We start from the raw sequence: 21,559 nt of genomic DNA, 5'->3' as shown, positions 1-21,559 counted from the left end.
CATTTCTTCGCGTTCGTCCTCGATCTCACCGGTCGCGATCTTACCGACCATCACGGCGAGGCCGATCGCGTCGGCTGGGCGCTTCTCTCCACGAGGGCCTTTAGGCATTGTCTTCAACCGGCCAGATGAAAATGCCATCGCGTTCGATCGCGTCGATGATGTCTTCCGAATTGGCGCCAATACGCGGGCCATCCTCTCGGTTGATATTGATCTCACCGATCGCGAGCCATGCCCCCTCGGGCAACCCATCCGGGTTCTGCTCCGGGGCCAATGCCTGACGGCGGCCAGTCTGCTCTTTGAATTTATAAAGCTTCATATCGCCTCCATGCTTTCCGCTAAGCATATAGGCGCCGGAGCGACTGGCGTCACCGCTCAAATTCAAACTGAGACACTACCCCTGTTCGAACAACGTTGCAGTGCAGCATGGTTTGGCGCAATGTTGCGCCAATGATCAAGGCCGCTCTGCACCATCTCACCCGATACCGCTATAGCAGGCGCATTCGGCTTGGCCCGCAAGTGATCCGGCTCCGGCCGGCGCCGCACAGCCGAACGGCGGTACCCAATTATTCGCTGAAGATCAGCCCGCCCGAGCATTTCCTGAACTGGCAGCAGGATCCGCACGGCAACTGGCTGGCGCGAATCGTCTTTCCCGATCCGGTCGATCATTTCTCGATCGAGGTGGACCTGCTGGCCGAGCTGGCGGTGATCAATCCGTTCGACTTCTTCGTCGAGCCCGATGCCGAGGAATACCCGTTCGCCTACGCCGAAGTGCTGAAGGCCGATCTCGCCGCCTATTTCGAGACCGAGGACCAGGGCCCGCTGTTCGAGCAACTGGTCGCCAGCCATGCCGGCTATCAAGGGCGCACGGTCGATTTCCTGGTCGAGATCAATCGCCGGCTGCAGCAGCGGATCAATTACGTGATCCGCATGGAAGCAGGCGTGATGACGCCTGAGGAAACGCTGACGGCGGGCATCGGATCGTGCCGCGATTCGGCCTGGCTGCTGGTGCAGCTTTTGCGCCGGCTGGGCTTCGCGGCCCGCTTCGTCTCGGGCTATTCGATCCAGCTCGTCGCCGACGTGATCCCCAAGGAAGGGCCCAAGGGCGTCCAGCAGGACGTGACCGACCTGCACGCCTGGGCCGAGGCCTATGTGCCAGGCGCCGGCTGGATCGCGCTCGACGCGACATCGGGCATGTTCGCGGGTGAGGGGCACATTCCGCTTTGCGCCACGCCGCATTACCGTTCGGCCACGCCGATCGAGGGCATGGCCGAGCCCGCCGAAGTCGATTTCACCTTCGAGATGACCGTCTCGCGCATCGCCGAGGCGGTGCGCATCACCAAGCCCTTCACCGAGGAGCGCTGGCAGGCGCTGCTCGATCTGGGCGACCGGGTCGATGCCGATCTGGACGCGGGCGGCGTCAACCTGACGATGGGCGGCGAGCCGACCTTCATCGCCGACAACGATTTCGACGCGCCCGAATGGAACGGCGCCGCCGTCGGCCCGACCAAGGCGGTCTATGCCGACCGGCTGATCCGCCTGCTGCGCGAGAAGTTCGCGCCCGGATCGCTGCTGCACCACGGACAGGGCAAGTGGTATCCCGGCGAAAGCCTGCCGCGCTGGGGCTTTTCGATCTACTGGCGCAAGGACGGCGTGCCGGTCTGGCGCGATCCCTCGCTGATCGCCGGCGAGACGATGCCGCCCAGGCCGGACGAGACCGAGACGCCGCCGCCGGCAACGCTCGATCCCGCGCTGGCGGGAGAAGTCCTGCGCGCGGCCGCGCTGGGCCTGGGCATCGAGGACGATTTCGTCCAGCCGGTCTATGAAGACAGCGATGCCTGGGCCGAGAAGGAAGCCGGGCTGCCGGTGAACGTCACCCCGCTCGATCCCAAGATCGACGATCCCGAGCTGCGCGAACGGTTCGTGCGCACCTATACGCGCGGCCTCGACAAGCCGGTGGGCTTCGTCCTGCCGGTGCAGCGCTGGAACGCGGCGGACCAGTCGATCCCGCGCTGGCGCAGCGAACGCTGGAAAGTGCGCAAGGGCCTGCTGACCGCAGTGCCGGGCGACAGTGCGCTGGGCTATCGCCTGCCGCTGGGATCGCTGCCTTACGTGCCCGCGTCCGACTATCCCTATATCCACCCGCGTGACACCGCCGAGCCGCGCGAACCGCTGGCCGATTTCCGCGAACAGGTGATCGAGCGCGGCCGCGACGTGCGCGATGCCGGCGTGACCGGCGAAGAGGCGGGCGCCGCGCGCCAGCCCCAGCGGTCCGAGCAAGTCACCGGCCCCGAACGGCAGGCGCAGGACCGGGTCGAACAGATCATGATCGACGGCGCGGTGCGCACCGCGATGACGATCGAGCCGCGCGGCGATTATTTCTCGGTGTTCATTCCGCCGACCGAGCGGCTGGAAGATTATCTCGAACTCGTCGCCGCGATCGAGGTGGTGGCCGAGGAGCGCCGCATCCCGGTGCGGATCGAAGGCTATCCGCCGCCGCCCGATCCGCGCCTGCAAGTGCTCAAGATCACGCCCGATCCCGGCGTCATCGAAGTCAACATCCACCCATCGGCAAGCTGGCGCGAATCGGTGGAGATCACCGAGACGCTGTACGACTGCGCGCGCGAGGTGAACCTTACCGCCGACAAGTTCATGGTCGATGGCCGTTCGATCGGCACCGGGGGCGGCAATCACATCGTGCTGGGCGGGCCGACGCTGCTCGATTCGCCGTTCATCCGCCGGCCGGACCTGCTCAAGAGCTTCGTGACGTACTGGCAGCGGCATCCCTCGCTCAGCTACCTGTTCTCGGGCCTGTTCATCGGCCCGACCAGCCAGGCGCCGCGCATCGACGAGGCACGGCATGACAGCATCTTCGAGCTGGAGATCGCGCTGGCGCAAGTGCCCGGCCCTGACCAGCGCCAGCCCGCCCCCTGGGTGGTCGATCGCCTGTTCCGCAACCTGCTGGTGGACGTGACCGGCAATACCCACCGCACCGAGATCTGCATCGACAAGCTGTTCTCGCCCGATGGCCCCACCGGCCGGCTGGGTCTGGTCGAGTTCCGCGGGTTCGAGATGCCGCCGGACGCGAAAATGTCGCTGGCCCAGCAACTGCTGCTGCGCGCGCTGACCGCGTGGTTCTGGAAAGCGCCGCTCGACGGGCCGCTGGTGCGCTGGGGCACCGCGTTGCACGACAGGTTCATGCTCGGCCATTTCGTCTGGGCCGATTTCCTCGACGTGCTCGATGACCTGCGGCGCGCGGGGTATGATTTCGATCCCGCCTGGTTCGAGGCGCAGCGCATGTTCCGCTTCCCGGTCCACGGCGAGGTCGAGGGCGGGGGCGTGACGCTGGAGATCAGCCACGCGCTGGAACCGTGGAACGTGCTGGGCGAGACCGGCGCGATCGGCGGCACCGTGCGCTATGTCGACAGCTCGACCGAGCGGCTGCAAGTGCGTGCGACCGGACTGGTCGAGGGGCGCCACCTCATTGCGTGCAACGGCCGGCGCGTCCCGCTCACGCGCGTCGCTCCGGGCGAAGGGGTGGGCGGGGTGCGCTACAAGGCCTGGGCGCCGGCCGAATGCCTGCATCCGATGATGCCCGCGCACGCACCGCTGACCTTCGACATCCTCGATACCTGGAACAACCGTTCGCTGGGCGGCTGCGTCTATCACGTCGCGCATCCGGGCGGGCGCAATTACGACGATGTGCCGATCAACGGCTATGAGGCCGAGGCCCGGCGCAAGGCGCGCTTCCAGGATTACGGCCATACCCCCGGCACCCTTACCATGCCGCCCGAGGAGGCCGTTGGCGAGTTCCCCTACTCGCTCGACCTGAGGCGGCCGTTGCGTGCCGTCTGACCCGCAAGTCGAGGCGATGACGGGCCCGCGGACCTGGCTGGACGACTATCCGGCCGGGGCCACTTCGGGCGACCTGTTCGGCGATGCGCCCGCGCCCGTCGCCGGCAAGTGGAAGGCCATGGCCTGCGCGCTTGCCGCGATCGCCGAGGGTGATCCGGCGACCTTGCAGGACCTGACCGCGCGGCACATCGCCGACCTGGGCCTGACCTTCCGCATCACCGGCGACGATGACGAGCGCACCTGGCCGCTCACCCCCATGCCGCTGATCATCGGCGCGGGCGAATGGGGCCAGATCGAGCGCGGGCTGATCCAGCGCGCGGCGCTGCTCGAACGGCTGGCCGAGGATATCTATGGCCCGCAGCGGCTGGTGGCCGAAGGGCACCTGCCCGCCGCGGTGATCGCCGGCAGCCCTTATTTCGCCCGCAAGATGCTGGGGCGCGGGCCCAAGAGCGGGCATTTCATCCACGTCTACGCCGCCGATCTCGCGCGCGGGCCGCAAGGCCAGTGGCGCGTGCTGCAGGACCGGGTGCGGCTGGCCACCGGCATCGGCTATGCGCTGGAAAACCGGCTGGCGATGTCGCGCACCACCGATGCGCTGCTGTCGGACAGCCATGTCCGCCGCCTGGCCGATTTCTACGGAACGATCCGCGAGGGCATCGCCACCGATTGCCGGCGCGAGCTGCCGCGCATCGCGCTGCTGACGCCGGGCCGGTTCAACCAGACTTACGCCGAGCAGGCGCACATGGCGCGCTATCTGGGGCTGCCGCTGGTCGAAGGGCGCGATCTTTCGGTGATCGACAACCGGCTGTTCATCGGCACGATCGCGGGCCCCAAGCGGGTCGACGCGCTGTGGCGCTGGGTCAACACCAATGCGCTCGATCCGCTTTCGTTCGATGCCAAGTCGCAGCTCGGCGTTGCCAACCTGTTCGATGCCTGGGCGGCGGGCGGGCTGGAGATCGTCAACTGGCCGGGAGTGGAAGTGCTGGAGTCGGCGGCCTTTTCCGCCTTCATGCCGCGCCTGTGCCGCGTCCTGATGGGCGAGGCGCCGATCCTGCCGACGATCGCGACGTGGTGGTGCGGGCAGGCGGCCGAGGCCGATACGGTGCAACGCCGGCTCGACACGCTGGCGCTGCTGCCCGCTTTCGGCGAGCCGGTGGACGGCCTGCCGGATCGCCAGCCGGTCGCCGGGGCGAGCCTCGACGGCGCGCGGCGCTCGGCGCTGCTCGAAGCGATCCGGCGCCGGCCGATGGATTACTGCGCGCAGGAGATCGTCCACCTTTCGACCACGCCGGCCGTGATCGAGGGCGATGTGGTGGCGCGGCCCTTCACCATCCGCGTCTTCGTGGCGCGCACGCCCGATGGCCAGTGGGCGGTCATGCCCGGCGGCTTTGCCCGTCTGGCATCGAGCGACGAATTGCCGACCTCGCTGATGGGCGAGGGGGACTTGTCCGCCGATGTCTGGGTGGTCGATGACGGGCCGACCGATTTCCAGTCGCCCGGCCGGCTGACGCATGAGCCGCCGGTCACGCGCGGCGGCGGCATTCTCGCCAGCCAGGCGGCGGACAATCTCTTTTGGTTCGGCCGCTATAACGAGCGGGCGGAAATCACCGTGCGGATCGTCCGCTCGATCCTGGGCAGCTCGATCGAGGTCGATGGCAGCCGGGTGCATGATGGCGAGGTGCGGCGCCGGCTGGTCGATCTGCTGGTCCAGTGGGGCGCGATCAATCCCACGACCGCCGGCGAGCCGCTGGCGGTGGTGGGCGGCCGCGCGCTGGCCGAAAACCTGCTGCCGGGCGGCGTCGCCGCGTTGCTGCGGATGCGCCATCAGGTGGGGCTGGGCCTGCGCGAGCGGTTCGCGCGCGATTTCTGGCGCATGGTCAGCCTGCCGATGCCGGTGATCGACATGCAGCGCCCGCAGAACCTGGTTTCCACCGCCAAGTGGCTGATCGAACATTTCAGCGCGCTGGCCGGCCTGGCTTCGGAAAACATGGTGCGCGGTTCGGCGTGGCGGTTCCTGGAGATCGGCCGGCGGATCGAGCGCGCCGTGGCGACCTGCCGGATCGCCAACCACTTGTCGCAGCCGCAGGTTTCGCCCGAATCGCTCGGGATGCTGCTCGACTTGTGCGACAGCCAGATCATCTATCGCTCGCGCTACCTCACCGGGCCGATGCGCAATCCGGTCTACGATCTGGTGCTGCTCGATCCCGACAACCCGCGCTCGCTGGCGTTCCAGGTGGCGGAGATCGCGGCGCATCTGGGCGTGCTGCCGGCGATCCGGGACGATCACTTGCCCGAACGGCCGCTGCGCGCGGCGCGCACGATCATGGGGCGGCTGGAAACGGCGATCGCGCAGGAACTCGATGCGGCCAGCCTGCAGCAGATCGAAGCGCAGCTGCTCGATCTGTCCGATGCGATCTCGCTGCGCTATTTCCTGCAGTTCGATCGCAAGGGCGAGGATGCGCGGCCGAGCCTGCTGGAATGAGATACGCGGTCAGCCATCTGACGACGGTGAAATACGCCGCGCCCGTGCAGCTTGCCCAGTTCGCGGTCAGGCTGCGCCCGGCCGCCTGGCCGGGGCAGACGGTGAGCGACTACGCGCTGAGCGTCGATCCGGCGCCGGCGGCGATTTCCGATGGCGAGGGCGGATATCACGTCAACGAAGCCAAGTTCATGCTGCGCGAACCGATCGCGCAGCTGCGGATCGAAAGCCGCTTCCAGGTGGAGCGCCAGCCGCTGCCGCACGCGATCGGCGGCGCCACCGGGCCGGGGCTGACCGACTTGCGCGAACGCGCCATGGCGCGGCCCGATCTTTCGCCGCTCAGCCCCGCTTCCTACATCTTCGCCTCGCCGATCGCGCAGCCCGAACATGACATCGCGCTCTGGGCCAGCGGCTTCCTGGGCGAGACGATGCCGGTGATGGAGGCGGGCCGCGCGCTGATGGAGGCGATCTATCGCCAGTTCCAGTACGATGGCGATGCCACCGTCGCCGATACCCCGCCGATCGAGGCGTTTCACCAGCGGCGCGGCGTGTGCCAGGATTTCACCCACATCATGATCATCGCCGCGCGCGCGCATGGCATCCCGGCGGCCTATGTCAGCGGATACTTGCGCACGCTGCCGCCGCCGGGGCAGGACCGGCTGATCGGCGCCGATGCCATGCACGCCTGGGTGAACCTGTGGTGCGGCGAGGAACTGGGCTGGATCGGCTTCGACCCGACCAATGACCGGCTGGCCGATACCGACCATATCTTCATCGGCATGGGCCGCGATTATTCCGATGTCGCCCCGCTGGACGGCACGTTCCGGGGCAGCGCGCAGCAAAGCATGTTCTTCTCGGTGGACGTCGCGCCGCTGGACTGAGGCGCGCGGCGCTATTCCACTTTCATCTGCGTCAGCAGGCCGCGGATCATGCTGGCCGCTTCGCGGCGCGGCATGGCATTGAGCATCTGGAACATCTCCTCGTTGCCCGGCGGCACCAGCACGGGGCCATCGCCGATGCGATCGATGGCCTGCCGGGCCACGTCCTCCGGCCGGGCGACGGGAAAGCTGTCCGAATCCCGCGCGCCGCTGCGCCGCCGCGAGGGGGTGTCGGCCGAGCCGATGACGAGATCCAGCACGTCCACCCCGTAAGGCTCCAGTTCCGCCCACAAGGCTTCGGCGAAGATCTGCGAAAAGGCCTTGGCCGCCGAATAGGTCGCAAGGTTCGCGCCGCCGACATTGCCCGCCATCGAGCCGAAGATCAGGATGCCGCCGCTGCCGCGATCCTTCATCCGCCGGGCATAGTGATGCGCCATGCGCACCAGTCCGGTGCAATTGATCCTGACCACGCCCAGCGTGGCATCCAGCGCCTGATCGACAAAGGGCCCGCCGCCGGCCGATCCGCCGACATTGTGCACCAGCAGGCCGATCTCCAGGCCATCGGTGATCTCGCGGATGCGTTCGGGCGCGTCCTCGCGCGATATGTCGAGCGACAGCGTGCGCACCTGGGCGCCGGTGGCGCGCACTCTGGCGGCGGTTTCCTCCAGCGGCCCGGCCTTGCGCGCCACCAGCACGACGTGAATGCCCAGTTCGCCCAGCTTGATCGCCAGCGCCTCGCCAATCCCTTCCGAACCGCCGACGATCAGCGCCCAGGGGCCATGGCGTTCCTTGCTGATCATTGCCTCTCTCCCGCTGTTCCCCGCTGCCGCCATCAGGCGGCGCGAGTCTTGTCTCGCGGAGATCCAAGCAGGCCGCGGCCGGGCCGGCAAGCGAATCCGAAGCGAGGGCATGGCCGGGAGACGATCGGCGACAGGGCCCGGCTCAGGCCCGCGAATCGCGGGCCTGGATCGCTTCGCCGGGGAAGATGCCGGCCACCGCCATCGCCGCGTTGAGCGATGCCAGCGCTTCGAGCAGATCGCCGACGCTGTCTTCGGCCACCAGCAGCAGCAGCGTATCGCGCGCGGCCTCCGGGCCGGTTTCGCGCAACTGGCAGGCCAGGCTCAGGATCAGAGCCTCGTGCTCGGAGACATGATCGCAGCCCAGGCTGCAGAAGGCGAAGGTTTCCAGCGCGTCGCGATTGAAGATCAGCATGGCGCGGTGGAACGGCTGCAGGCCGCCGATCATGCGCCAGCGCGCGAAAGCCGGGGCGATCGCCTGTGCCGGGCAGGCGCGGTTGCCCAGCATCATGACCCAGGCGCGCATCGACCAGACAAGGAAACGGCAACCCGGATCGAGCGTGCTGAGCGGGCGGTCGACAAATTCATACATTCCGACTCTCCTGGCATCTTGTATTTGAGAATGATTAGCATTAGCTACTGTTGCGCGGCTTGGCTCCCCGGTCAAGCCCGTTGGTGCCGTCATGGGGCATCAGCTCTCCCTTCCGACTGACCGGGGCGGTTGTCCCTTTTACCGCCCCGGTCATTTTTTTAACGGCGCGGCGGGGCTGGTAGAGCGCGCAAGGCGCGCGGACACGCGAACGGCGCCCATGCTTTCGCGCGAGCGCCGAACCAGGTTCCGGGAATGCGGGCGGGCGAGCGGCCCTAGCGGTAGTCGAACCCGGCCTTGGGTTGGATCTTCAGCGTGTTCTGCTGCATCGCGGTCATCAGATAGGAGCCGACGAGCATCGGCACTTCGAGCATCTGCATCTCGTCATAGGTCTCGGCCAGCGTCGCCCAGCTTTCCTCCGACATGCAGTGGTCCGCGATCAGTTCCTCCACCGCGCGCAGCAGCGCCGCCTCATGCGCGGTCCAGCCCGGGGCCGAGGAGCCTTCGAGCACGCGCTCGATCTCGTCGGGCGTCACGCCGAACACTTTGGCGATATCGACATGCTCGGCCCATTCGAACGGCGCGCGGGCCAGCCATGCCAGCCGCAGCACCGCCAGCTCGCGCTCGCGGTGGGGGATCGTGCCCCTGGAAGCCAGCTCGATGCCGAGCACCATCTGCGCCTTGAACATGCCCGGATGGCGCAGGGTGATCAGGCTGACATCGGGAAAGGGCCGCTCTTCGGGAATGCTGAACGCGGCGCGGATCTCATCGACCTGGACCTGGCCTTCGGGGCTGACTTCATCGAGCGTGAGCGGCGCATAGCGCGGGCCGCCTTCCACGACTTGCGCCATGCGCGCGGCGGCATCGAATTCGACTTTCCCGGTATTGACCTTATCCATCACGCATCCCTCTTTCCCGACATATCCAGGCTTTGGCCGGCAATAGCCGCTCCGCGTGCGCGGGCAAGGCCATTCGCGCGGCCGGCGCGCTCAGGCCGCCTCGCTGAACGGAGCCCACTTTTCCATGCGCGAAAGGTACTCGGCAAAGTCCGTGCGCACGGTGGCGAAATCGAGCCCGAACTTGGCCGGATCGGGCTTTTCCGCCCGTTCGCGCGCGTCGTTCTCGCGCCACCAGCTTGCCATGCGTTCGGCGAAGACGGGCGAGACGTCCTCGCCCAGCCAGGCATAGAGACCGCGCACCTCGCCCACCGGGTCCTTGTGCATGGCGCGGAAGTGGATGTCATGGAACCGCGCGTCGTTGCCCTTCTCGCGAAAGGCGATGACGCGTTTCATCCCTTCGGACCACTGCGTGACGTTCAGCTCGCCGATGTAGTGGTAATCCACCGTGTCGGTGAAACGCTCGATGATGTCGGCATAGACCGTGGCGACCGACAGCAGCACGTCGGTGGGATCGCGGTGCGTCATGACGAAGCGGGCATCGGGAAACACGCGGTCCAGCGCGTCGAGCCAGAGCACATGGCTTGGCGCCTTCAGCCGCCAGGGCCGCGCCGGCTCGCCCCATTGCAGCAGCCGCAGCACGCGCTTTTCGTAAAGGTAGGTTTCGGTCAGGTCGGCATCGATCAGCCATTGCGAATAGCTGGGAACGATGGCGAAAGCCTGGAAGATCTGGCTCTTGAAATCGAGCGCCATCAGATCCTGGCATTCCATCGCGCCGTCGATCCCGCTCGGCGTGTGCGAGCCGCTGCCGCTGGCCGCGTCGAGCGCATTGGCCGCCGTGCCCCGGCGCGGATCGGGGCCCGCGACGGTCGCGGGCGGGGGGCAGGGCCGCGAGCTTTCCCAGACGCGCAGATACCGCACGGCCGGATCGCTCGACAGCAGGAACGACAGCGCCGAGGAGCCGGTGCGCGGCAGGCTGACGCCGAACAGCGGCTGGCGAATCTCGCCCTCGGCGATCTCCGGGTGGCGGCGATACCAGTCTTCCACTTGCAGGCGCTGCTTGAGGTGCATCAGGATGCGGTCGCGCAAGGCGTGCTCGCCCAGCGCGTTGAGCCGGGCTTCGCGGTTCAGCGCGGCGACCAGGATCTCCAGCCCTTCGCGAAACCCGTCACCGCCGAAATCGTCCAGCCCCGATTCGGCGCGCGCCGTTGCGATCAGGTCATTCGCGCTTTCCATGCGGCATCTCCTCCCGGCCTACCGTTCGACGGTTTCCTGCCTGCCGCCGACTATGCGGCGCTTGCCGCGCCCCGCCATCCTTGAGCGTCATCGCGCGCCGCTTGATCGCACCCGCGATGCGCCGCGCGCGTGACCCCCGCAAGGTGCTATGGCACTTTCGGGCCGACAGAACAGGGCAAGGAGAGGCATGGCATGGCGATCGACGTGGTGGAAACCGACCTCAGCGGCGGCATTCCCGTGGAGCGCGAATATGTCCTGGCGCAATGCCCGGCCGAGCCGGGCTTTCGCGACGCGGTGAACGTGTGGATCGAGGAAGAGAGCGGCGATTTCGCCATGCGCGTGGGCGTGGAGGCTGTGTCCGACGCGTGGGACCGGCATGAGATCTGGCTGGACATCGCCTTTGCCGACGGCCGGCTCTACCAGCGGCGCGGCGATGGCGACACCAGGGACGCCATCGGGCCTGAGGGGCTGCCGACCATCCGCGCGACCGGGCCGGTCGCGTTCCGCTGCGTCGAGCCGTTCAGGCGCTGGACCGTCACGTTCAAGGGGGATCTGGCCAGGCTGACCGCGCAGGACCTGATCGAAAATCCCAACCATCAGGACAGCGAATTCGTCGATGCCGAATTCTCCATCGACATGACCATGGTGGCCCCGCCGTGGATTCCGGGCTCGCTGCTGCCCGAAGCGGCCGAGGCGCTGGGCGGCGAGCAGGGCGATTTCATGAGCCCGCGCTATGAGCAGCTGTTCCGCTGCACCGGCACTCTGCGCATCGGCGACGAGACGCGCGCGTTCAACGGCAATGGCCTGCGCATCCGCCGCAGCGGCTTTCGCGCCTTCGCCGGCTTCTGGGGCCATTGCTGGCAATCGGCGGTGTTCCCCAGCGGCAAGGCGTTCGGCTTCAACATCTATCCGCCGCGCGAGGATGGCACGCTCAATTACGCCGAAGGCTTCATCATCGATGCCGACGGTACGCGCACGCCGGCCCGCCCGGTCCAGGTGCCATGGCTGCGCAAGCTGGTGACGGGCGGCGAGCCGGTGCCGTTCGTGCTGGAGACCATCGACGGCCGCCGCGTCAGCATCGACGGCGTGACGTTCGCCAACACCCGTTCGCGCAGCCACATCGTCATGCCGACCGAATGGCCGATCGTGCAACAGGCGCACGCCCGCTACGTCTGGGATGGCGAGGAGACGACCGGCATGATCGAGCGATCCTCGCTGCGCGCGGTGATGGATCTGTAAGAGGTTATCTAGAAATGCGCCTGTCGGTGCGGGCTGGTGCCGCCTGGGAATGCGCTCATCCGCGCATTTCCAGGCAAACTTCCGCCCAGCACCGCCACGGTCAAGCCGGCTTCGGTTGCCTTTGCCGGTGTGCCAGCCTAATCCTTTCCCGGCGAAGGGAATTGAGATGGCGGTAGCAGCGCGCAGGATCGGGGCGGAGACATCCGCAACGCGGACTCTCATTCTGGAGGCGACCGAAAAGCTGATCCGGGAGGAGGGCTACGCTGCCGTCAGCTCTCGCCGCGTCGCCGCGCGCGCCGGGCTCAAGCCCTCGCTGGTGCATTACTATTTCCCCACGACCGACGATCTGCTGATCGAAGTGTCGCGCCGGGGTGCGGCCGAAAGCGACCGGATGATCGAGGAAGCCTTCGCTTCCGACGATCCGATGCGGGCGCTGTGGGGCTTCTTCATCGACAGCAGCCGCACCGCCATGGCGCTGGAATTCATGGCCATGGCCAATCACCGCGATGCCTTGCGCGCGCACATGGCCGCGCACAGCGAGGCGATGCGCCGGCGCCAGGTGGAGATCCTGGGCCACTTGCTGGGCGATCGCCGCCTTGCCGCGCTCGATTGCCCGCCCGAGGCGTTGAGCGTGATCCTGGCCGGGATCGGCCGCGCCATCGTGATGGAAGCGAACCTGGGCGTGAGCGACGGGCACGAGGCGGCCAGGGCCTTTGTCGAGCGCTGGCTTGACCAGATCGCTCCGGCCCAGGCGGTGCGCGCGGACGCCTGATCCGCGGCCGGCTTGCGCCGCCCCCTGCTACTTCCCACATCGCATCCCGCCGCGGCCCGCTTGACGGGCAACGGCTTTTGACGGAGATGAGGAAACAGCGTTCTCATTCCAGTATCCGGGAGCAAGGATCGATGTCAGTCGCCACCACCGCCCAGTTGAAGGCCGAGGAAATCAAGCCGAAGATCGGCAGCCGTGTGCTCAATTCGAAGGAAGAGCTGCTGTCCGGCGAAATCGCCAGGGACATCCGTGACCTGCTTGAAGCGCGCGGCGTGCTGGTCTTCCCGAAGATCGGCTTTACCGACGAAGAACAGATCGCCTTCACCAAGACGCTGGGCACTTTCGCGCCCGAGCGGGCCGGGGGCGCCGAGGAAATCTCCAAGATCACGCTCGACGTGAAGGAGAACCCGTCCAGCGCCGAATACCTCAAGGGTTCGCTCTACTGGCATATCGACGGTACGCGCAACGACGTGCCGATTCTGGCCTCGCTGCTGTCGTGCAAGGTGCCCAGCCCCAAGGGCACGGGCAACACCGGCTTCGCCAACACCTACAGCGCCTATGACGACCTGCCGGAAGACAAGAAGGCGGAATACGAGCAGTACCGCGTGATCCATGGCCCCTGGGCCAGCCTGTTCTACTATGAGCCCGAGCCGAGCCTGGCCAAGCTGCAGGGCTATGCCGGGATCGGCGAGCAGGAACTGCCGCTGGTGTGGAAGCACCAGTCGGGCCGCAAGTCGCTGGTGATCGGCTGCACCGCCGCCGCGGTGGTCGGCAAGACGCCGCTGGAAAGCGCGATGATCATCCACGGCCTGCGCGACTGGGCGACCGGGCCGGAGTTCACCTACAGCCACGAATGGGACGTGGGCGATCTGGTGATGTGGGACAACACCGGCACGATGCACCGCGCTGAGGCCTATGACCCCACTTGCGGGCGCATGATGCACCGCACCAAGCTGGAAGGCGAGGAACCCTTCGAATAAGCCGATCCTCCCCGGCGCGGGGATGGGGGGGAACGGTCTTGCCCGCGCCTTGCCCGAAAGGGCGGGGACGCGGGCGCTTGACCGGCCAACCGGCCGTACTGTACAGGTGTTCAAACGAATGCGCGCGGGGCCTGATCCGCGCCTGACCGGGAGAAGACCGATGGCAACCGTCGCCGCCAAGTGGGAAGTCAGCGAAGCCGCGCCGAAGATCGGCTCGGTGATCCGCACCGACAAGGAAACGCTGCTGAGCGGCGAAAAGGCCGCCGAAATCCGCGAGATCATGGAAGCGCGCGGCGTGATCGTGTTCCCGCAGATCAACCTTTCGGATGACGAGCAGATCGCCTTCACCCACACGCTGGGCACGTTCGCGCACGAGGATGGCGAGGGATCGAAGGACGGCAAGGATGCCGTCTATCCGATCACCATGGACGAAAGCATCAATCCGATCGCCAGCTACCTTAAGGGCGCGTTCTTCTGGCATATCGACGGCACGATGTCGGAAAAGCCGATCCTCGCCTCGATCATGAGCGCCCGCGCATTGGCCCAGGAAGGCGGCGAGACCGATTTCTGCAACACCTATGCCGCTTATGACGACTTGCCCGAGGACGAAAAGCTGGCGATCGCGGACCTGAAAGTGGTCCATGCGATGTGGCGTTCGCAGCTTTACTGGCGGCCCGAGCCGAGCTTCGCCGAACTGCAGAACTGGATGGCGCGCGGCAGCAATACCCTGCCGCTGGTGTGGAAGCACCGTTCCGGCCGCCAGTCGCTGGTGCTGGGCGCTACCGCGCTGGAAGTCGAAGGGATGGACACGGTGGAAAGCGAGAAGCTGCTGGTCCGCCTGCGCGACTGGGCGACGCAGCCGCAGTTCTGCTATCGCCACACCTGGTCGCTGGGCGACATGGTGATCTGGGACAACACCGGCACGATGCACCGCGCGCTGCCCTATGATCACAAGTCCGGCCGCCTGATGATGCGCACCAAGCTGGAAGGCGAGGAAGCTTTCGCCTGAGGGATTCGTCGTGCCGGGCTGGCCTCAGTTCCGGTGCGGCTCGCAGGCGACGCCGTCATCGTCGCCGTCCATGCCGGGGCTGTAGCCGGGCTCGCCCCGGTAGATCGGCGCGGTCCCGGCCGCGCGCGCGTCATCGCATCCCGGCCAGTGATCGCCGGCTTGCGGCTCACGCGCGCGCATGACGCCCAGCGAAGCCGCCGCCGGTCTGGCGCTCTCCACGATGCCGTTCAGGTTGCCGTCGGCCAGGATGATGCCCAGCACGCTGCCTGCAAGCGCGACGCCGATCACCGGCCCGACGAGCGAGCTGCCCGTGGCAGTCGCGTCGCTGCGGTCGCGCTGGCGCACGCTGGCGAAATCCCGGCGCCGTCCGCGCCCGGAAGGTTGGTGATAGCCCATGCCATTCCTATAGCCCAACGGCGTAAAAGGATCGTTGCGATGGCGGCGTCAGGCCGCTGCGCTCCGCTCGTACCAGGCGCGGCTTCGCCGGACGATCGCCACGACCGAGAGCATCACCGGCACCTCGACCAGCACGCCGACCACGGTGGCCAGCGCGGCGCCGGAATGCAGCCCGAACAGCGAGATCGCCGCGGCGACGGCCAGTTCGAAGAAGTTGGATGCGCCGATCAGCGCGGCGGGCGCCGCCACGCACCAGGCCACGCCCAGTCGGCGCGAAAGCCAATAGGCAATCCCGGCGTTGAGATAGACCTGGATCAGGATCGGCACCGCGATCAGTGCGATGACCAGTGGCCGCGCGAGGATCTGGTTGCCCTGAAACCCGAACAGCAGCACCAGCGTGGCGAGCAGCGCGACAAGCGATACCGGACCCAGCGCCGCCAGCACGCGATCGAGCGCGCGCTGTCCGCCCTTGCGCAGCAAGGCGCGCCGCGTGACTTGCGCGACGATTACCGGCACGAGGATATAGAGCCCGACCGAAAGGAGCAGCGTGTCCCACGGCACTGTCACTGATGCCACGCCCAGCAGCAGCGCCACCAGCGGCGCGAACAGGAACACCATCAGCACGTCGTTCAGCGCCACCTGGCTGAGCGTGTAGTTCGGATCGCCATCGCATAGGTTCGACCAGACGAAGACCATGGCGGTGCACGGCGCCGCTGCCAGCAGGATCAGCCCCGCGACATAGGAGGAGATCTCGCCAGCCGGCAGCCAGGGCGCGAACAGCCAGCCGAGAAACAGCGTGCCCAGCGCGGCCATCGAGAACGGCTTCACCGCCCAGTTGACGAACAGCGTGACGCCGATCCCTTTCCAGTGCCGCCTTACCGAGCCCAGCGCGCCGAAATCGATCTTGAGCAGCATGGGGATAATCATCAGCCAGATCAGCACCGCCACCACCAGATTGACCCGCGCCACTTCGGCCCCGGCAATCGCCGCGAACACGGAGGGCAGGGCATGGCCAAGGGCGATCCCGGCGACGATGCACAGCACCACCCACCACGACAGGTACCGTTCGAAGCGGCCCATGCCCGGCCGCCGTTCGGGAGGCGCGCTCGTCGCCATCAGCGCAGCCGCCGGCCGGAGGCATCGACCACCGGCTCGCCGTCCTCCTTGGCGAAAGCGCCGCGCTGCGGCGCGGGCAGGATATCGAGCACGACTTCGGACGGGCGGCACAGCCGCACGCCCAGCGGCGTTACCACCAGCGGACGGTTGATCAGCACCGGGTGCGCGATCATCGCGTCGATCAGCGCCGCATCAGGCAGGTTTTCGTCCCCCAGGCCCAGCTCCGCGTAAGGCGTGCCTTTCTCGCGCAGCACCTGCCGAGGCGTGAGGCCGGCGCGCGCGATCAGCTGGACCAGCATGGCGCGCGATGGCGGGGTCTTGAGATATTCGATCACGTGCGGCTCGATGCCGGCGTTGCGGATCATCGCCAGCGTGTTGCGCGACGTGCCGCATTCGGGATTGTGATAGATGATCACGTCGGTCGTCATGCGTCCGCTCCGCTCAGCAGCACGTCAGTTCGGCGATCAGCGGCGCGCACAAGTCGGCGCGGCCCTGGCAGCAATCCCTGGCGAGGAACAGCATCAGCGCGCGCAAGGTGTCGATCCTGGCGCGCTGGATGAAATGGCGGCCGGACCGTTCCGAAACGACCAGCCCGGCATGGACCAGCACGGCCAGATGCGTGGAAAACGTGCTTTGCGTCAGGCCCGTCGCCTCGACCAGCTGCCCGGTGGTCAACCCTTCGGGCTCGTGGCGCACGAGCAGCCGATAAGTGGTCAGCCGCGTCGGATGGGCCAGGGCGGCCAGCGCGGCGAGTGCGTCGTCATCGTTCATCCATCGGGATTAGCCGATGGAAATAGCCCCAGTCAAGGTCGTATCGGAATTTCCCGATAGATATCCGGTCACACCGGATCGAATTCCAGATGCAGGCTCTTGAGCGCGCGCAGGATATAAGTCGGCTCATAATCGAACCGGCGCTGGCCCTCGGGGCCGTGGTGCGCTTCGGACAGGCGGATATTGCCCATCCGCGCCAGCAGCCGCTCGATGCTCACCGCCACTTCGCGCCGGGCCAGCGGCGCGCCGATGCAGGTATGCGCGCCGCGTCCGAATGCGACATGCTCCTTGGCGCGCGGCCGGTCCATGTTGAATTCGCCGGGGTTCTCGAAGCGCTTGGGGTCGCGGTTGGCGGCCATGTGCGACAGCAGGATGGTCGTGCCCGCCTTGATCTCCACGCCGCCCAGCGTCACCGTCTTCTGGCAGACGCGCCCGCCGCTCTTTACCGATCCGTCATAGCGCAGCACTTCCTCCAGGAAGGCGGGGATGCGCCGCGGATCGCCGCGCAGCTCGGCCTGGATGTCGGGGCGCGTGGCGATCACCTTGAAGGCGTTGGCCAGCAGCCGGTTGGTGGTATCCTGCCCCGCGCCGAACAGGAAGGCGGCCAGGCTGGTAAGGTCGACCAGCGTCGGCTTCGCTCCGTCGGGATAACGGGCCAGCGCCAGCTCGGTCAGGATATCCTCCTGCGCTTCGGCCCCCACCAGCCCTCGCACGAGGCGGACCGGCGCGCTGTTCATCATCCGCCGCTTGGCGATATACTGAAACAGATCCTTGCCGACATCGACCAGCGGGTTCTTCATCATGTCTTCGGGCGTCGCGCCGATCTCGGCCGGAACCGTGCCGGTCAGGATCTCGCGGAAGCGCTGGCGCCCGTCCTCGGGCACGCCCAGCAGATCGGCGATGACCAATGTGGCGTAAGGCCCGCCATATTGCTCGACGAGATCGACCCGCCCGCTGGCGGCGAATTCGTCGATCAGCGAATCGGAGGTTTCGCGCAAGCTGGGCTCCAGCGCCTTCAGCCGGCTGGGGGTGAACAGCGATGCGAGGATCGAGCGCAGATCGGCATGGCGCTTGCCGCTTTCGGTGACGACCTGGTCGGCAAAGGCGATGCGTGCGCGCGCCGCTTCGAGCTGCTCGGTGATATCGTCGCCCTCCGGCTCGAAGGGCAGGCCGGGGATTGGCCCGGTCACGGCGTTGATGCTGGAGAAATGCTCGGTATCCAGCATGACCTGGACCGTTTCCTCATAGCCGGTCACGGCCACGACATTACGGTGTGGCAGGCGCGTTACCGGGCCCTTGCCGCGCAGGAAGTCGAAATAGGCGTGCGGATCATCGACCAGCGAGACATCGGTGTAGAAGTCGGCGGTCTCGTAGTCGCTCATGGCCTTCTCCCCAGCCTTTTGTGATACTGTATGTATCATATAGGGCTGGGTGAGAGCGCGTCAATCGCGCGTTCCGGGTCAGGCCCCGACCGGCTCCAGCGCGATCGGAATCCCAGTGTAGAGCACCATCCCGGTCATCGCGTCGACCTTGCTGGCATCGGTCAGCAGGTTGACGTTGGCCACGCCGTGGCCATGCGGGATCGAGGCGACGCCGGGGCGGATCGTCTCGCTGACATTGGCGGTCAGCGTGATCGTGCCGCGTTCGGTTTCCACGCGCACCGGCTCGCCGTGGACCACGCCATGGCGCCCGGCATCGGCGGGATTGAGGATGATGTCGGCCGGCGCGCCGAGGAAATCGAGCGAGGCGTTGAGCTTGCGGCGCTGGCGGCGCGAGATGAAGCACAGCGGGCGCGGCTGGCCCAGTGCGGCTTCATCCTGCGCCAGCACTTCGGCCAGGAAACCGATCAGGTTGTCGGGCGCCAGCTTCCACCCGCCCATCTTCTCAATATGCGTATCGACCCAGGCCGCCGGGAATTCGAGCGGCTTTTCGACATAGCTCTTGGCCGCCACTTCCTCGTAAGTGGCGCGCGCGCCGGGGCCGAAATGGGCGGCGAGCATCGCCTCGTCGGCGCCCTGGCGGCGATCGTCTTCGGGCACGTGCGCGGGCACTTCCATGCCCATGCGCCGCATGAGTTGCGAGATCACCCACCAGCCAGCGCGCCGCTCACCCGTGGCGGGCAGCACCGCTTGCGAATGCTGCATCGCCACGCGGAAGCCCAGCGTATCCCACATCGCCACTTCGGGGCGTTCGAGCTGGTCCTTGGTCGGCAGGACATGGCTCGACAGCGCGGTCGTCTCGTTCTCCACCACTTCGAAGGTGACGAGCGTGTCGAGCTGTTCGAGCGCGGGGGCGAGCCGGTTGGCATCGGGGAACGAGCGCAGCAGGCTGCCGCCGAAATTGACCATGGCGCGGATATTGCCCGCCGCGATCTCGCCCGGCAGCGCGGCGCAGGGCCAGTCTCCGATCAGGCCGGAGACTTCGGGCATCGTCGGCGGGCCGGGCGTGAATGGATTGTCCAGCACCGGCAGCTCGAACGAATCGAAGCAGGTGAGGAAGCCGGGGTGGAACCAGGCGCCGCCCTTGCGGTTCATCGCGCCGGTCAGGATCATCAGCGTCCACGAGAACCAGTGCGTCAGGTTGGCGCTGTTCGACATGGTCACGCCGGTGCCCGTTTCCACCACCAGCTTGTCGGCCTTGCGGATATCGGCGAGCAGATCGGCCAGGTCTTCCTCGCTGACGCTGGCGATCGCCGCCGCCCTGGCGCGGGTGAACGGCTCCAGCGCGGCGCGCAGCGTTTCCAGGCCCTGCACCGGCTGCGGCAGATCGGGCAGGCCCGCGTCGATCACCTCGCGCGTCAGCCAGGCGAGGATGGCGTAATCCTTGCCGGGCAGCGGCGCGATGTGGCGCGTGGAAAACTTCGCGGTTTCGGTGAACAGCGGGTCGATCGTCCACACCCGCCCGCGCGCGGCGGCGGCGCGCAGCGGCCCGGCGGGATTGTACATGCCGGTGTTGTGGCCGTGGCTGACCATCGGGTTGGTGCCGACATAGAGCAGCATCTCGACATTGTCGTAGTCGGTCTTGGGATTGAGCCCCGGAAAGCCGCCGACCGTGCTGGAGACCAGCACCTTGGCGGTACCGTCGATCGTCAGCGGCGAGAATTTCGGCGCGCCCCCTTGCGCATTCTGGCCCAGCGCATTGTGAAACGCCTCGGCCATGCGGAAGCCCGATGAATCCATGCCCAGCCCGCTGCCGAAGAACACGCCGATGGCGCCCGGTCCGTGCTCGGCCAGCACCTTGCCGAGCCGCGCGGCGATATCGTCAAGCGCTTCTTCCCACGATACGACGGCCAGCGCGCCGTCCTGGCGCATCATCGGGTGCGAGATCGCGTCGGGATGGTGGTGGTTTTCCCCCACCGAGCGGCCCTTGGGGCACGTATAGCCCTTGGTCAGCGGGTGGGTCTTGTCGCCACGGACCTTGAGCACGGTCTCGCCTTGCAGCTCGACCACGATGCCGCACTGCGTCGTGCAGATCTTGCAGTACGTGCGTTTGGTCTCGATCGGTTGCGTGGCCATGGCTCTCCCGGCGTGTCTTGTGGTTCGTGTTGTTTGAACATGTGTTCCATGTTCCGTGGCCCTGTGCAAGCGTACAGTGACGTGCCCGCGCGATCGCCCGCAACTTCACTTGGCGTTCAGGCGCGCGCTGGCTATAGACCCGCCATGTTCGAACACTCGCGACTGAAAACCGCCCTGCTTGCCGCCGCCACCGGGGCAATCGTGCTGACCGCCGGCTGCGCCGGAAAGGGCGGCGCCAACAAGGACACCGCCTATGTCGCGCGGGATGTCGATACGCTCTACATGGCGGCGAAGGACCGTCTGGACCGCGGGCAGACCAAGCAGGCCGCCGCGCTGTTCGACGAGGTGGAACGCCAGCATCCCTATTCGCCCTGGGCCCGCCGCGCCCAGTTGATGAGCGCGTTCAGCTATTACGCCGCGCGCGATTATACCAAGGCGACGCAGGCGGCGCAGCGCTTCCTTTCGATCCACCCCGGCAACAAGGACGCGCCCTACGCCTATTACCTGATCGCGGTATGCTATTACGAGCAGATCAGCGACGTGACGCGCGACCAGAAGATCACGCTGCAGGCCAAGCAGGCGCTGACCGAAGTCATGCGCCGCTATCCGGGCACGACGTATGCCTCGGATGCCAAGCTCAAGCTCGACCTGGTGGACGATCACCTGGCCGGCAAGGAAATGACCATCGGCCGCTATTACGAGCGCAGCGGCAAGTGGCTGGCCGCGACATTGCGGTTCCGCAATGTGGTGGACGACTTCCAGACCACCAGCCACGCGCCCGAGGCGCTCTTCCGGCTGGTCGAAAGCTACCTGTCGCTGGGCATTCCCGAAGAGGCGCAGAAATCGGCGGCGGTGCTGCGGGCCAACTATCCCGACAGCAAGTGGTATCGCCGCGCCTATGAGCTGATGGAAAAGCACGCGCCGCAAACCACCGCGAGCTGACCGGCGCCGTCCGGGCGCCATCCGGGGCGGGGCTGGTGCGACCCCTGCCGGAAAGCGGCCCCGAAGGCGGCGGCATGACGCGCGCCCCCCCCGGG

Annotated in this window: 19 protein-coding genes; 8 read left to right on the top strand and 11 right to left on the bottom strand. The window is 67.1% G+C overall.

Annotated features, from left to right (window positions below; translation table 11 throughout):
* Positions 1–100 precede the first annotated feature (100 nt).
* Entirely contained in the window at positions 101–316 is a 216-nt protein-coding gene (locus tag PYV00_RS00200; RefSeq protein WP_275226221.1) for a hypothetical protein, read from the bottom strand.
* 131 nt (positions 317–447) lie between these two features.
* Between PYV00_RS00200 and PYV00_RS00195 the strand changes: the two genes are divergently transcribed.
* Genes PYV00_RS00195 through PYV00_RS00185 form a run of 3 tightly spaced genes read left to right on the top strand, consistent with a single transcriptional unit; the run spans position 448 to position 7,212 of the window.
* Positions 448–3,852, top strand: coding sequence for a DUF2126 domain-containing protein (locus PYV00_RS00195; RefSeq protein WP_275226220.1), 3,405 nt, complete (start codon positions 448–450; stop codon positions 3,850–3,852).
* A gap of 16 nt (positions 3,853–3,868) precedes the next feature.
* Complete coding sequence (locus tag PYV00_RS00190) at positions 3,869–6,334, top strand: circularly permuted type 2 ATP-grasp protein (RefSeq protein WP_275226567.1); 2,466 nt, start codon at positions 3,869–3,871, stop codon at positions 6,332–6,334.
* A complete protein-coding gene (locus PYV00_RS00185; protein WP_275226219.1) occupies positions 6,331–7,212 on the top strand; it encodes a transglutaminase family protein in 882 nt (293 codons plus the stop codon). The genes PYV00_RS00190 and PYV00_RS00185 overlap by 4 nt, the downstream gene beginning before the upstream one ends.
* Before the next feature lie 11 nt (positions 7,213–7,223).
* Here the strand turns inward: PYV00_RS00185 and PYV00_RS00180 are convergent, their stop codons facing one another.
* The 4 genes from PYV00_RS00180 to PYV00_RS00165 form a co-directional block, all read right to left on the bottom strand.
* Positions 7,224–8,009, bottom strand: a complete 786-nt coding sequence (locus PYV00_RS00180; protein WP_275226218.1) for an SDR family NAD(P)-dependent oxidoreductase — start codon at positions 8,007–8,009, stop codon at positions 7,224–7,226.
* Positions 8,010–8,151: 142 nt separating this feature from the next.
* The gene (locus PYV00_RS00175) at positions 8,152–8,598 is read right to left on the bottom strand and encodes a hypothetical protein (RefSeq protein ID WP_275226217.1); all 447 of its coding nucleotides are present in this window, start codon (positions 8,596–8,598) and stop codon (positions 8,152–8,154) included.
* A 272-nt stretch (positions 8,599–8,870) separates the two neighbouring features.
* Entirely contained in the window at positions 8,871–9,494 is a 624-nt protein-coding gene (locus PYV00_RS00170; protein WP_275226216.1) for a carboxymuconolactone decarboxylase family protein, read from the bottom strand.
* Positions 9,495–9,584: 90 nt separating this feature from the next.
* Entirely contained in the window at positions 9,585–10,727 is a 1,143-nt protein-coding gene (locus PYV00_RS00165) for a sulfotransferase family protein (protein ID WP_275226215.1), read from the bottom strand.
* A gap of 192 nt (positions 10,728–10,919) precedes the next feature.
* Between PYV00_RS00165 and PYV00_RS00160 the strand changes: the two genes are divergently transcribed.
* The 4 genes from PYV00_RS00160 (at position 10,920) to PYV00_RS00145 (ending at position 14,724) form a co-directional block, all read left to right on the top strand.
* Positions 10,920–11,966 carry a hypothetical protein gene (locus tag PYV00_RS00160; protein WP_275226214.1) on the top strand — a complete coding sequence of 349 codons (1,047 nt, stop codon included), beginning with the start codon at positions 10,920–10,922 and terminating at the stop codon, positions 11,964–11,966.
* Positions 11,967–12,132: 166 nt separating this feature from the next.
* Entirely contained in the window at positions 12,133–12,738 is a 606-nt protein-coding gene (locus tag PYV00_RS00155; RefSeq protein WP_275226213.1) for a TetR/AcrR family transcriptional regulator, read from the top strand.
* A 131-nt stretch (positions 12,739–12,869) separates the two neighbouring features.
* Positions 12,870–13,715: a TauD/TfdA dioxygenase family protein gene (locus tag PYV00_RS00150; protein WP_275226212.1), complete on the top strand. Its 846-nt coding sequence runs from the start codon at positions 12,870–12,872 to the stop codon at positions 13,713–13,715.
* Positions 13,716–13,875: 160 nt separating this feature from the next.
* Positions 13,876–14,724, top strand: a complete 849-nt coding sequence (locus PYV00_RS00145) for a TauD/TfdA dioxygenase family protein (protein ID WP_275226211.1) — start codon at positions 13,876–13,878, stop codon at positions 14,722–14,724.
* 24 nt (positions 14,725–14,748) lie between these two features.
* On the opposite strand, the gene PYV00_RS00140 is transcribed toward PYV00_RS00145, so the two are convergent.
* From PYV00_RS00140 to PYV00_RS00115, 6 genes are all read right to left on the bottom strand, one after another.
* Positions 14,749–15,120: an excalibur calcium-binding domain-containing protein gene (locus PYV00_RS00140; protein ID WP_275226210.1), complete on the bottom strand. Its 372-nt coding sequence runs from the start codon at positions 15,118–15,120 to the stop codon at positions 14,749–14,751.
* Positions 15,121–15,168: 48 nt separating this feature from the next.
* Positions 15,169–16,236 carry an ACR3 family arsenite efflux transporter gene (arsB, locus tag PYV00_RS00135; RefSeq protein ID WP_275226209.1) on the bottom strand — a complete coding sequence of 356 codons (1,068 nt, stop codon included), beginning with the start codon at positions 16,234–16,236 and terminating at the stop codon, positions 15,169–15,171.
* On the bottom strand, positions 16,236–16,664 hold the full coding sequence (arsC, locus tag PYV00_RS00130) for an arsenate reductase (glutaredoxin) (protein ID WP_275226208.1): 429 nt from the start codon (positions 16,662–16,664) through the stop codon (positions 16,236–16,238). Before arsC ends, arsB begins: the two co-directional genes overlap by 1 nt.
* A 13-nt stretch (positions 16,665–16,677) precedes the next feature.
* Complete coding sequence (locus PYV00_RS00125) at positions 16,678–17,007, bottom strand: ArsR/SmtB family transcription factor (RefSeq protein WP_275226207.1); 330 nt, start codon at positions 17,005–17,007, stop codon at positions 16,678–16,680.
* A gap of 68 nt (positions 17,008–17,075) precedes the next feature.
* Positions 17,076–18,389 (bottom strand): cytochrome P450, encoded by a 1,314-nt coding sequence (locus PYV00_RS00120; protein WP_275226206.1) that lies wholly within the window; start codon positions 18,387–18,389, stop codon positions 17,076–17,078.
* 78 nt (positions 18,390–18,467) lie between these two features.
* A complete protein-coding gene (locus PYV00_RS00115; RefSeq protein WP_275226205.1) occupies positions 18,468–20,522 on the bottom strand; it encodes a molybdopterin-containing oxidoreductase family protein in 2,055 nt (684 codons plus the stop codon).
* 144 nt (positions 20,523–20,666) lie between these two features.
* Here PYV00_RS00115 and PYV00_RS00110 point away from each other — a divergent pair, with 144 nt between their 5' ends.
* Entirely contained in the window at positions 20,667–21,464 is a 798-nt protein-coding gene (locus tag PYV00_RS00110) for an outer membrane protein assembly factor BamD (RefSeq protein ID WP_275226203.1), read from the top strand.
* Positions 21,465–21,559: the final 95 nt, after the last annotated feature.

The sequence above is a fragment of the Novosphingobium album (ex Liu et al. 2023) genome, assembly GCF_029076845.1.
Lineage (GTDB): Bacteria > Pseudomonadota > Alphaproteobacteria > Sphingomonadales > Sphingomonadaceae > Novosphingobium.
This window is presented reverse-complemented; position numbering and strand designations above follow the sequence as displayed.

Excerpts from the sequence above, each read along its gene's own strand:
- PYV00_RS00120 (WP_275226206.1), bottom strand. The coding sequence starts at position 18,389 with ATGAGCGACTACGAGACCGCCGACTTCTACACCGATGTCTCGCTGGTC.
- arsB (WP_275226209.1), bottom strand. The coding sequence starts at position 16,236 with ATGGCGACGAGCGCGCCTCCCGAACGGCGGCCGGGCATGGGCCGCTTC.
- PYV00_RS00140 (WP_275226210.1), bottom strand. The coding sequence starts at position 15,120 with ATGGGCTATCACCAACCTTCCGGGCGCGGACGGCGCCGGGATTTCGCC.
- PYV00_RS00185 (WP_275226219.1), top strand. The coding sequence starts at position 6,331 with ATGAGATACGCGGTCAGCCATCTGACGACGGTGAAATACGCCGCGCCC.
- PYV00_RS00125 (WP_275226207.1), bottom strand. The coding sequence starts at position 17,007 with ATGAACGATGACGACGCACTCGCCGCGCTGGCCGCCCTGGCCCATCCG.
- PYV00_RS00180 (WP_275226218.1), bottom strand. The coding sequence starts at position 8,009 with ATGATCAGCAAGGAACGCCATGGCCCCTGGGCGCTGATCGTCGGCGGT.
- PYV00_RS00175 (WP_275226217.1), bottom strand. The coding sequence starts at position 8,598 with ATGTATGAATTTGTCGACCGCCCGCTCAGCACGCTCGATCCGGGTTGC.
- PYV00_RS00150 (WP_275226212.1), top strand. The coding sequence starts at position 12,870 with ATGTCAGTCGCCACCACCGCCCAGTTGAAGGCCGAGGAAATCAAGCCG.
- PYV00_RS00145 (WP_275226211.1), top strand. The coding sequence starts at position 13,876 with ATGGCAACCGTCGCCGCCAAGTGGGAAGTCAGCGAAGCCGCGCCGAAG.
- PYV00_RS00110 (WP_275226203.1), top strand. The coding sequence starts at position 20,667 with ATGTTCGAACACTCGCGACTGAAAACCGCCCTGCTTGCCGCCGCCACC.
- arsC (WP_275226208.1), bottom strand. The coding sequence starts at position 16,664 with ATGACGACCGACGTGATCATCTATCACAATCCCGAATGCGGCACGTCG.
- PYV00_RS00195 (WP_275226220.1), top strand. The coding sequence starts at position 448 with ATGATCAAGGCCGCTCTGCACCATCTCACCCGATACCGCTATAGCAGG.
- PYV00_RS00155 (WP_275226213.1), top strand. The coding sequence starts at position 12,133 with ATGGCGGTAGCAGCGCGCAGGATCGGGGCGGAGACATCCGCAACGCGG.
- PYV00_RS00190 (WP_275226567.1), top strand. The coding sequence starts at position 3,869 with ATGACGGGCCCGCGGACCTGGCTGGACGACTATCCGGCCGGGGCCACT.
- PYV00_RS00160 (WP_275226214.1), top strand. The coding sequence starts at position 10,920 with ATGGCGATCGACGTGGTGGAAACCGACCTCAGCGGCGGCATTCCCGTG.
- PYV00_RS00115 (WP_275226205.1), bottom strand. The coding sequence starts at position 20,522 with ATGGCCACGCAACCGATCGAGACCAAACGCACGTACTGCAAGATCTGC.
- PYV00_RS00170 (WP_275226216.1), bottom strand. The coding sequence starts at position 9,494 with ATGGATAAGGTCAATACCGGGAAAGTCGAATTCGATGCCGCCGCGCGC.
- PYV00_RS00165 (WP_275226215.1), bottom strand. The coding sequence starts at position 10,727 with ATGGAAAGCGCGAATGACCTGATCGCAACGGCGCGCGCCGAATCGGGG.
- PYV00_RS00200 (WP_275226221.1), bottom strand. The coding sequence starts at position 316 with ATGAAGCTTTATAAATTCAAAGAGCAGACTGGCCGCCGTCAGGCATTG.